Below are 10,128 nucleotides of genomic sequence, written 5' to 3'. Positions count from 1 at the left end.
CATTCGCTTTACGCTTTGTTTCGGTCCAGTTTTCAGGGTGCAAGTCGCCTTGAGAAAAGTAAAAGATGTTTCGTGGCAGAAACATCGACATCCGTTTGGTGATGATGGCGGAAGGGAACCACGCGTACCCATCCCGAACACGACCGTTAAGCCTTCCAGCGCCGATGGTACTTGGACCGCAGGGTCCTGGGAGAGTAGGACGTCGCCAAGCGGATATGATTCGACACTTCATACTCCACGACCGTTAACGTTCCCTGATAGCTCAGTTGGTAGAGCACTCGACTGTTAATCGAGTTGTCACAGGTTCGAGTCCTGTTCGGGGAGCCATATGCTTCCATAGCTCAGTAGGTAGAGTGCATCCATGGTAAGGATGAGGTCACCGGTTCGATTCCGGTTGGAAGCTCCATTCCGGCCCGTTGGTCAAGGGGTTAAGACACCTCCCTTTCACGGAGGTAACAGGGGTTCGAATCCCCTACGGGTCATTGTTCTGCTGGAGGCTTAGCTCAGCTGGGAGAGCATCTGCCTTACAAGCAGAGGGTCGGCGGTTCGATCCCGTCAGCCTCCATCATGCCGCTGTAGCTCAATTGGTAGAGCAACTGACTTGTAATCAGTAGGTTGGGGGTTCAAGTCCTCTCGGCGGCACCAGCAACAACACTTTATTGGGGATTAGCCAAGCGGTAAGGCAACGGACTTTGACTCCGTCATGCCTAGGTTCGAATCCTAGATCCCCAGCCATGCATGAGCCATTAGCTCAGTTGGTAGAGCACCTGACTTTTAATCAGGGTGTCGTAGGTTCGAGTCCTACATGGCTCACTTTCTTCATAGTTGCGGAGAGTATGCTTTGAATCGTTGCAGTATAGGCGCGTATGGCGGAATTGGCAGACGCACCAGACTTAGGATCTGGCGGGAGACCGTGGGGGTTCAAGTCCCTCTACGCGCACCATCTTTGCGGAAGTGGCTCAGGGGTAGAGCATCGCCTTGCCAAGGCGAGGGTCGCGGGTTCGAATCCCGTCTTCCGCTCCATTTCTTGAAAAAATTATGTGCCCTTAGCTCAGCCGGATAGAGCGTTTGACTACGAATCAAAAGGTCGGGAGTTCGAATCTCTCAGGGCACGCCACTTCACATAATAGCTTAACATTTCGGGACGTAGCTCAGCTTGGTAGAGCACCTGGTTTGGGACCAGGGGGTCGCATGTTCAAATCGTGTCGTCCCGACCATCAATTTTTCTTCTTTTGCGGGTGTAGTTCAATGGTAGAACTCCAGCCTTCCAAGCTGGTAGCGTGGGTTCGATTCCCATCACCCGCTTATCGGTAAAAACCGTGCTAGAGCTTATCGCTTAAGCACGGTTTTTTATTGTATTCGTAACCCAATTTATCCTCGAAGCAGAGATCCAGCACTCAGCAGCCATTTCATTGAATCGTTCCACACTTCTCCGACGATGCAAGCGTTCCGGTTGGCGGTTATAAGGAGATCCGGGGGCGATATCTCGCCAGATTTTGTTAGCCGATACTTTTCGTTAAAATATTGCGACCGCGCTGTAGTTTTGTTATGATCGTTTATAATACTGATCGGGGTTATCTGCTTTTAGCGTTTAATAGTATGGACTTGACAGCCGGAAGGTTGATTACAAGCTACAACCCGTAACTTGCAAACGACGAGACTTCTAAACGGGAAGCATACGTCGCCGCTATATTTGCTTTTCCGATACAAGCCTCGCTTTTTCCTCTGGGTTGCTTCCCCGATTGATGCTCACATAGTTTCTATACGATCAATCCTATAAATTTACAAAGGTTTTTTTCGCTTTACCGCATAAATGGACTACATGGTTGCTTAAGGTTGTGCTAAAATAGGGGTTATGATCTTGGCTTAGAGATGGAGGAGAACCATGTCGGATTCTGTCAGTTTGATCAACAAAAATACATCCAACAATTTGCTTCGCCGCGATGTTCGGTTTTTGGGGCATATTTTGGGTGAGGTGCTGGTTCACCAGGGCGGCAATACACTGTTTACCATCGTAGAGAAGATAAGAGAGATGAGTAAATCGCTGCGCGCCGAGTTTACGCCGGAAATGTATGCGGATTTTAAGGATACGATAAACGGTTTGGCTCCGGAGATTCGCCATCAGGTTATCCGTGCGTTTGCCGTTTATTTTCAATTGATCAACATTGCCGAGCAGAATCACCGGATTCGGCGCAAACGCGATTATGAGCGTACCGCAGGAGAAAACGTGCAGCCGGGCTCGATCGAGGACGTGGTCCGCAAGCTAAAAACGCTTGGTACGCCTGCGGAAGAGGTCCGGGATATGATCGAGGGCATCTCGCTGGAGCTCGTGATGACGGCGCATCCGACGGAAGCGACCCGCCGTGCGGTGCTCGATATTCATCAGCGGATTGCGGCTGACGTGATGGAGCTGGACAACCCGAGCTTGACGTTCCGTGAACGCGAGCAGCTGCGTGAGAAGCTTCTGGGCGAGGTCATCACCCTCTGGCAGACGGACGAGCTGCGCGACCGGAAGCCGACCGTCGGCGATGAGGTTAAAAATGGACTGTATTATTTTGATGAGACGTTGTTCGACGTGCTCCCTCAAGTGTATCAGGAGCTGGAACGATGTCTGCATAAGTACTACCCGGAGCAGTCCTGGCATGTACCGACGTTCCTGAAATTCGGATCGTGGATTGGGGGCGACCGCGACGGGAACCCTTCGGTGACCTCCAACGTAACGTGGGAGACACTTAGCATGCACCGGGAGCTCGCACTGCAGAAGTACGAGGAGCTGCTGACGGATTTGCTGAAGCATATGAGCTTTAGCAAAAATATCGTTGAAGTGACGCAGGAGCTGCTGGATTCGAACCAGCACGACCGGGATATGGTCGAACTGCCGTCCGACCAAGTATGGCCTAACGAAAAAGAGCCCTACCGCATCAAAGTCCGGTATATGGTCGAGAAAATTCGCAATACGGCCAAACCGAACGTGCCGGAAGGCAAAAAATACAATAATCCTCAGCAATTCAAGGAAGATTTGCTGACTATTGAGCGCAGCTTGCGCAATCATTATGCCGATTACATCGCCGATGCCTATGTGCAAAAGATGATTCGTCAGGTGGAGTTGTTCGGCTTCCATCTGGCTTCGCTGGACGTCAGACAGCATAGTAAAGAGCACGAAGCCGCGATGACGGAGATTTTGGCTAAGATGAGCATTTGTTCCGATTACGGTGCGCTTCCAGAGGAGCAAAAGATCAAGCTGTTGACCGATATTTTGAACGATCCGCGGCCGATTACTTCGCCTTACCTGCATTATTCCGAGTCTACGCAGGAATGTCTGGACGTGTATCGCGTCATCCAAAAGGCACAACAGGAGTTCGGCAGAAGCTGTATCACAAGCTATCTGATCAGTATGACGCAAGGAGCCAGCGACCTGCTTGAGGTGCTTGTATTCGGAAAAGAAGCGGGCTTGTATTTGCACGAACCGGACGGTTCCATCACCTGTACGCTGCAATCCGTCCCGCTCTTCGAGACGATTGACGACTTGCATGCGGCCCCGGAGATTATGACGACGTTGTTCCAAATTCCCGCTTACCGGAACAGCCTGAACAGCGCGAATCATCTTCAGGAAATTATGCTCGGCTATTCCGACAGTAACAAAGACGGCGGTGTGATTACCGCCAACTGGGAGCTGCGGGTCGCGCTGCGCAGCATTACGGCGGCGGCGAAGCCGTTCGACGTAAAGCTGAAGTTTTTCCACGGCCGCGGAGGTGCGCTTGGCCGCGGAGGCATGCCGCTCAACCGGAGCATCTTGGCTCAACCGGCCGATACGGTAGGTGGCGGGATCAAAATCACAGAGCAAGGCGAAGTGCTTTCCTCCCGTTATTCCATGAAGGGGATCGCTTACCGGAGCTTGGAGCAAGCGACATCCGCGCTGATCAAAAGCGCGCTGTGGGCACGCAACCCGCAGGCAGACCCTTCCAAGCCGGGCTGGGAAACGATTATGCTCGACATTTCCGAGCAAGCTCAGCAGAAGTACCAGGATCTGATTTTCCGCGATCCGGACTTCCTGACCTTCTTCAAGCAGTCCACGCCGCTGCCGGAGATCGGGGAACTCAATATCGGCTCCCGTCCGTCCAAGCGGAAGAATAGCGACCGTTTCGAAGACCTCCGGGCGATCCCGTGGGTGTTTGCTTGGACGCAAAGCCGTTATTTGCTGCCCGCTTGGTATGCTTCGGGTTACGGGCTGTACAGCTTCTACCAAGGGAATCCGGAAAACCTGCGTATCTTGCAGGAGATGTACAACAACTGGGCGTTCTTCCGTTCGCTCATTGACAACTTGCAGATGGCGCTCGCGAAGGCCGATCTGCTGATTGCGAAAGAGTACGGCAGCATGATCGAGGATCGGACGATTGCCGAACGGATCATCCATATGATCGAAGAAGAGTATGAACGGACGTCGGACCTGATTCTGAAAATTACGGGCCAACAGGAAATTTTGGACAACGTCCCGGTCATTCAAGAATCGATCCGTTTGCGCAATCCGTACGTCGATCCGCTGAGCTATATGCAGGTTCAGCTTCTGTCGGAGCTTCGCCCTCTGCGTGAGCAAGGAGGCGACGATTCGCTCCTGCTCCGCGAAGTACTTCTTACGATTAACGGAATTGCCGCTGGACTTCGCAATACGGGCTGATGCTTGTCAACCTGCAAACCGAAAGCCGGGGAGCTTGGCTTATGCCGAGCGGCCCGGTTTTTCTTATGTTTGATTTCACAGGTATGCCGGACTTCTCCTTGCGCAACCTAAGAAGAGAAACGGTGGATGCGCCGAAGCCAAGTGCCGTCGTTTATCGCAAAAATTTACTACTAAATCGCAGAATGGTGAATCTGCTAAAGAGCGAATACGGAGGGGGACCCGCGCACAATTTCTTTTGCAAGAGACTGTACAGGCGGTGCAGTCGTTTGGTATGCTTTTACTAGTAGACGGAACGGTGATCGAAGAAAGGTCAGGCGTTGTCCGGAAGAATCCGAATTTGACCGTTTGGCAAGCAAGCGGGTCCAAGCTCGGAGGTTGGAGGTAGGTCGGTGAATCAAATGGATACCCGGCTCGCCAAGCTCGCCCGGAGCGGGGATCGAGCGGCTTTTGCCGAATTGGTGGAGCTGTACAAGGATAAAATTTACCATCTCGCCTATCGTATGCTGCATAACCGTCATGAGGCGGAGGAGATCGTGCAGGAGACGTTTTTGCGGGTGTATACGAATTTGGACCGTTATGACGAGCAGCAGAAGTTTTCGACGTGGATATACCGAATCGGGACGAACCTGTCCATTGACCGGCTTCGCAAGCGGAAGATCAACTATTCGCTGGATGCCGAGATGAGCGACGGGGAAGGAAGCGACTGGTATTCCACCCTGCCAAGCCGTGAAGAAACGCCGGACAATCAGGTGGTGCTGTCGGAGACGCAGGAGCAGATTCGCGAATCGATCAAGTCGCTGCCGGAGAAATACCGGGCGGTCGTGATTTTACGTTATCTCCAGGACTTGTCGCTTCAGGAGATTAGCGATGTACTGTCGATGCCGGTAACGACGATCAAAACCAGATTGCACCGGGGCAGGGAATTTTTGCGTAAAAAAATAGAGCAGGTTTTATAGTTGTTTTTTGAAACATCTCTCGGCGTCAAACGTATTGTATGACACAATCTGATTTAATGGACAGAGGAAAGGAGTGGCTCAGGATGAATTGTGAGGAAGCCCTCCCTTTGCTGCATGAATATTTGGACGGGAGCTTGGAAGGAAGGGAAGCGGTGGTGCTCAAAGAGCATTTGCTTGTTTGCCCGGATTGCCGCAAGCGCCTGCAGCAGTTTGAGAAAGTGGAAGCGCTGATTCATGCTTGGCCGCCGCAGAAGGTTCCTGAAGGCTTGACGGAGCGGATCATGCAGGCGCTGCCACCGGTCAAACGGCAAAATCCATGGTACCGGTGGATCCGTAAGCATCCGGCGGCCTCGGTGGCGGCGGTCTTTTTTCTTGTGATGCTCTCGACCCTCGTTTCCTCATGGAACGATGATCGCGAATTGCTCGTGAAGGGAAATGACCTGCAGTCGGTCGTTATTAAAGGGGATACGGTTTATGTGCCGGCAGGCAGCAAAGTGGCAGGGGATTTAACGGTAGAGAACGGAAAGCTGCAGGTGGACGGCGACATTGCGGGCAATATTACGGTGATTGACGGATCGGTTCGACTGGCCTCTACGGCGCATATTTCCGGGCATATTCAACAAATTGACCAGGCCTTCAGCTGGCTTTGGTACAAAATGAATCAGTGGGCGGGGACTATTTCGGGGATGAAATAGGCCAAGTGGCCCAAATTTTTAAAATCCTCCCTTACGCGTGGTATAAAGGGAGGGTTTTTTGTTGCAAATATGGTATGATCTAAGGAAGGGGAACACTACAGGGGAACCGATATGACGGAGGTAGGCTTGGGGGCAACGCGATGGATTGGATTACAGAAATCGACATTAAAGATATTATCGATATATTGATTGTCAGCTATGTCATTTACAAATTGATTTTGGTGGTCCGGGGAACCCGTGCCATCCAATTGCTCAAAGGCATTTTGGTCGTTGTCGTCACCTGGGCGCTCAGCTCGTGGTTTAATCTGAACACGCTGCAGTGGATGATGAATCAAATGTTCACCTTCGGGCTCGTCGGGGTCATCATCATCTTTCAGCCGGAGCTGCGGCGAGCGTTAGAGCAGCTTGGCCGCGGCAAGTTGTTCAGCCGGACGAATGTCGAGGAAGATACGGAAGTGAACCGCCGGATCAACGAGGTGCTGAAGGCCGTCAGCTATATGGCCCGGCGAAAAATCGGAGCGTTGATCGTGTTCGAACGGGATACGGGACTTACCGACTATATCGAGTCGGGCATTCCGATCGAATCGCACATCAGCTCGGAGCTGCTGATTAACATCTTTGTGCCGAACACACCGCTTCATGACGGAGCGGTTATTTTAAGGAAGCATCAGCTGATGGCGGCAGGCTGCTATTTGCCGCTGTCCGAAAATCCTTTTATCAGCAAGGAGCTTGGGACGAGGCACCGGGCGGCGATCGGCATGAGCGAGGTATCGGATGCAATGTGCGTTATTGTGTCTGAGGAGACGGGAGCTATCTCGCTCGCGATGAACGGACATATTTTGCGGGATGTGAAAGAGGATGTCTTGTTGGCCAAGCTGTTCGAGGAATTGAAGCCGAAAGCGAAGACGAAGGAAAAACGCTCCATTTGGAAATGGAGGCGACGGTAGAAATGGATCAATGGCTGCGCAACACGAACGTCGTAAAGGTTATTGCGCTGATTATAGGAATCATGCTGTGGGCGGTCGTCCGTGCGGGCAACGCTCCGATCGCGGGAACGACTGGCAAAGGTATTTTGGAGGAAAAAATCGGGAACGTCGCGGTGACGCCGAAGTATGATACGGACCAGTTTTATGTCGTGCAGATCGATCCTGCTCAGGTGACGCTAAGCCTAACGGGTAGGGATTCCGCCATGAAAAAGGTCATGAACTCAGGAGCCTATTCGGTGGAGCTGGATTTGACCAAGGTAGGTAAAGGGGAGTATCTGCTTCCGGTCACTCCGGTAGGCTTTCCGTCGGATGTGACCGTGAAGGCAACGCCGGCCAATGTCCGGGTCGTGATCGACGATAAGAAAAATAAATCGATGCCGGTTACCGTCAACGTGACGGGAATCCCCGCTGTCGGGCTGAAAGCCGGGCAGCCGGTCGCGAAGCCGAAGCAGGTCACCGTATCCGTCCCAAGCCGCATCTACGATGAGGTGGAATCGGTTCGCGCGGACGTGAATGTAGAGAAAGCGCAATCGGCGGTTTCCAGCAAGGTGAAACTGGTGGCCTATAACAAGGACGGCAAGCCGATTGAGACCGCCGTGATCAATCCGGCCGTGGTAGAGGTCGAAGTGCCTATCACCAGCCCGTTCACGCTCGTACCGCTCCAGGTAAAGCTCGTGGGCGAACCGCCTCGGGGCTACGCCGTAGCTTCCGTCCGGCAGAGCACGGATAAAGTCACGGTATTCGGCCCGCAGAACGTGCTGGATCGGTTGGAATTTTACGAAGGACCGCAGGTGAATCTGGGCGATCTGAAAGAAGGTAAGGAGTTCATTCTACCTATTCCACCGCGAAATAACGTCAAGCAGCTTGACCCGGATAAAGTGACGGTGACGGTCACGATCGTGCCGTCGGTAACGAAGACGCTGGAGGCGATCCCGCTGTCGATCATCGGGCAAAACGACGGTTTTGATACGAAAGTCGTGCTACCGGAGTCGGGGCAGCTGAACTTGACCGTTGAAGGCGCGCAGGAGCTGATTGACAAGCTGAAGCCGCAGGATGTTCAGGGAATTCTCGATGTGAGCAATTTGCCACCCGGCAAGCATGAGGTGCCGGTGACCTGGAACTTGCCGACGTTCGTGAAGAAGGGGCCGCAGCAGGATTTCAAAGCGACGGTAGAGATCGGCGCGAAGCCAGGCAAGCCGCCGGAAACGCCGCCTACTACCCCTCCTGCCGCGCCCTAGGATGGGCAAGATTTGACCGTTTGAGACGAATCGGTGATAATGGGAAGTAGTTTTTCGACATAAGGCACTGCAAGGGGAGAGAGATTCGATGGGGAAATATTTTGGTACGGACGGTGTCCGCGGAGTTGCGAACCAAGGGTTAACCCCGGAGCTTGCGTACAAAATCGGCCGCTGCGGCGGCTATGTCTTGGCAGGTAAAGTGGAAAAGCCGAATGTCGTCATCGGCCGCGATACGCGAGTGTCCGGTCCGATGCTGGAGGCGGCGCTGGTCGCAGGTCTGCTGTCTATCGGCGCCAATGTTATCCGGCTCGGCGTGCTGAGCACACCCGGCGTGGCTTATTTGACACGCGAGCTGAAGGCGGACGCCGGTGTCATGATTTCGGCCAGCCACAATCCGGTGGAGGATAACGGAATCAAGTTTTTTGGCGCGGACGGCTTCAAGCTGTCCGATGAGACGGAGCTCGAGATCGAGCGGCTGATGGATGCGGCAAACGACGAGCTGCCGCGGCCGACCGGCGGAGCTATCGGCAATGTAATCGACAATGAAGAAGCGAAATTCCAATATTTGAACTATATTCAATCGACGGTAACCTCTTCTTTCAAGGGCTATCGTATCGCATTGGATTGCGCCAACGGCGCGGCTTACGAGCTGGCGCCTAAAGTGTTTGAAGCGCTCGGTGCGGAAGTGATTACGATGGGGGCGGAGCCGAACGGACGCAATATCAACGACCATTGCGGTTCGACGCATCCCGAAGATCTGCGGAAGCTGGTGGTTGAGAAGCAGGCGCATATCGGGCTTGCTTTCGACGGGGATGCGGACCGCCTGATTGCGATTGACGAGAACGGCGAAGAAGTGGATGGCGATTTCATCCTAAGCATCTGCGGTCATGCGTTGAATCAGGCCGGCAAGCTGCGCGGCTCGACGATCGTGACGACCGTCATGAGCAATATCGGGTTCTTCAAAGGCATCGAAGCGGTAGGTCTAAAGGCGGCGAAGACCGCGGTAGGCGACCGCTACGTGATGGAAGAAATGCGCAAAGGCGGATACAATCTGGGCGGCGAACAGTCCGGCCATGTTATTTTCCTCGACCACATTACGACGGGGGACGGCATTCTTACGGCGCTTCAGCTTGTGGATACGCTGGTGGAAGCCGGAAAAAGCCTGAGCGAGATGAAGGGCATCATGCGCAAATATCCGCAAACGCTCGTGAATGTGCGTGTGGCAGATAAAAGCAAACTCAACAACAATCCTGCTGTCGAAGCCGTTATTCGTCAAGTCGAGGACGAGCTGGGCGACAATGGCCGGGTATTGGTGCGTCCTTCCGGTACGGAATCGCTGATCCGCGTCATGGCCGAAGGACCGGACAAAGACCAGGTCGAAGCTTATGTGCAGCAGATCGCCGATGTGATCCAGCGAGAGCTGGTGTAACCGGGTTAACGTGGGAGAAAGAACGTTGCGCGGCTGCTCTCGGTGACGCGGAATCCAAGATCCCGGACGCCGGAAAGGCAGCCGGGATCTTCGCTTTGTGTTATGCGGAAATGAAAGCCGATGAAAATAGAGGTTGCGCTTTCGGGTCA

The 10,128-nt window shown here is 53.3% G+C and carries 6 protein-coding genes, 12 tRNA genes and 1 rRNA gene; all 19 read left to right on the top strand.

What is annotated here, in order from left to right; translation table 11 throughout:
• Positions 1-94: 94 nt before the first annotated feature.
• The 19 genes from rrf to glmM all read left to right on the top strand — a co-directional run bounded on the left by rrf (position 95) and on the right by glmM (position 9,979).
• Positions 95-211 (top strand): 5S ribosomal RNA (gene rrf / locus BLO51_RS25825).
• A 40-nt stretch (positions 212-251) separates the two neighbouring features.
• Positions 252-327, top strand: a tRNA-Asn gene (locus BLO51_RS25820).
• Between the two features lie 3 nt (positions 328-330).
• Positions 331-406, top strand: a tRNA-Thr gene (locus BLO51_RS25815).
• A gap of 4 nt (positions 407-410) precedes the next feature.
• Positions 411-482, top strand: a tRNA-Glu gene (locus BLO51_RS25810).
• A gap of 10 nt (positions 483-492) precedes the next feature.
• Positions 493-565: transfer RNA gene (locus tag BLO51_RS25805), tRNA-Val, on the top strand.
• A 4-nt stretch (positions 566-569) separates the two neighbouring features.
• Positions 570-645: transfer RNA gene (locus BLO51_RS25800), tRNA-Thr, on the top strand.
• Between the two features lie 15 nt (positions 646-660).
• Positions 661-735: transfer RNA gene (locus BLO51_RS25795), tRNA-Gln, on the top strand.
• A 5-nt stretch (positions 736-740) separates the two neighbouring features.
• Positions 741-813 (top strand) — tRNA-Lys (locus tag BLO51_RS25790).
• 47 nt (positions 814-860) lie between these two features.
• Positions 861-943 (top strand) — tRNA-Leu (locus BLO51_RS25785).
• A 5-nt stretch (positions 944-948) separates the two neighbouring features.
• A tRNA-Gly gene (locus BLO51_RS25780) sits at positions 949-1,023 on the top strand.
• Between the two features lie 17 nt (positions 1,024-1,040).
• Positions 1,041-1,117: transfer RNA gene (locus BLO51_RS25775), tRNA-Arg, on the top strand.
• A gap of 23 nt (positions 1,118-1,140) precedes the next feature.
• Positions 1,141-1,217, top strand: a tRNA-Pro gene (locus BLO51_RS25770).
• Between the two features lie 17 nt (positions 1,218-1,234).
• Positions 1,235-1,305 (top strand) — tRNA-Gly (locus tag BLO51_RS25765).
• 580 nt (positions 1,306-1,885) lie between these two features.
• The gene (gene ppc, locus BLO51_RS25760) at positions 1,886-4,675 is read left to right on the top strand and encodes a phosphoenolpyruvate carboxylase (protein WP_090676420.1); all 2,790 of its coding nucleotides are present in this window, start codon (positions 1,886-1,888) and stop codon (positions 4,673-4,675) included.
• A 389-nt stretch (positions 4,676-5,064) separates the two neighbouring features.
• The gene (gene sigW / locus BLO51_RS25755) at positions 5,065-5,631 is read left to right on the top strand and encodes an RNA polymerase sigma factor SigW (protein WP_090676417.1); all 567 of its coding nucleotides are present in this window, start codon (positions 5,065-5,067) and stop codon (positions 5,629-5,631) included.
• Positions 5,632-5,714: 83 nt separating this feature from the next.
• Positions 5,715-6,326 (top strand): zf-HC2 domain-containing protein, encoded by a 612-nt coding sequence (locus BLO51_RS25750; RefSeq protein WP_090676415.1) that lies wholly within the window; start codon positions 5,715-5,717, stop codon positions 6,324-6,326.
• Positions 6,327-6,466: 140 nt separating this feature from the next.
• Entirely contained in the window at positions 6,467-7,273 is an 807-nt protein-coding gene (gene cdaA, locus BLO51_RS25745; RefSeq protein WP_090676412.1) for a diadenylate cyclase CdaA, read from the top strand.
• A 2-nt stretch (positions 7,274-7,275) separates the two neighbouring features.
• A complete protein-coding gene (locus tag BLO51_RS25740; protein ID WP_090676409.1) occupies positions 7,276-8,550 on the top strand; it encodes a CdaR family protein in 1,275 nt (424 codons plus the stop codon).
• A gap of 88 nt (positions 8,551-8,638) precedes the next feature.
• Positions 8,639-9,979 carry a phosphoglucosamine mutase gene (gene glmM / locus BLO51_RS25735; RefSeq protein WP_090676406.1) on the top strand — a complete coding sequence of 447 codons (1,341 nt, stop codon included), beginning with the start codon at positions 8,639-8,641 and terminating at the stop codon, positions 9,977-9,979.
• The last annotated feature ends 149 nt before the right edge of the window (positions 9,980-10,128 follow it).

This window comes from Paenibacillus tianmuensis (genome assembly GCF_900100345.1).
Lineage (GTDB): Bacteria > Bacillota > Bacilli > Paenibacillales > NBRC-103111 > Paenibacillus_G > Paenibacillus_G tianmuensis.
The sequence above is the reverse complement of the archived record's forward strand: the minus strand, read 5'-3'. Positions and strand labels throughout refer to the sequence as shown.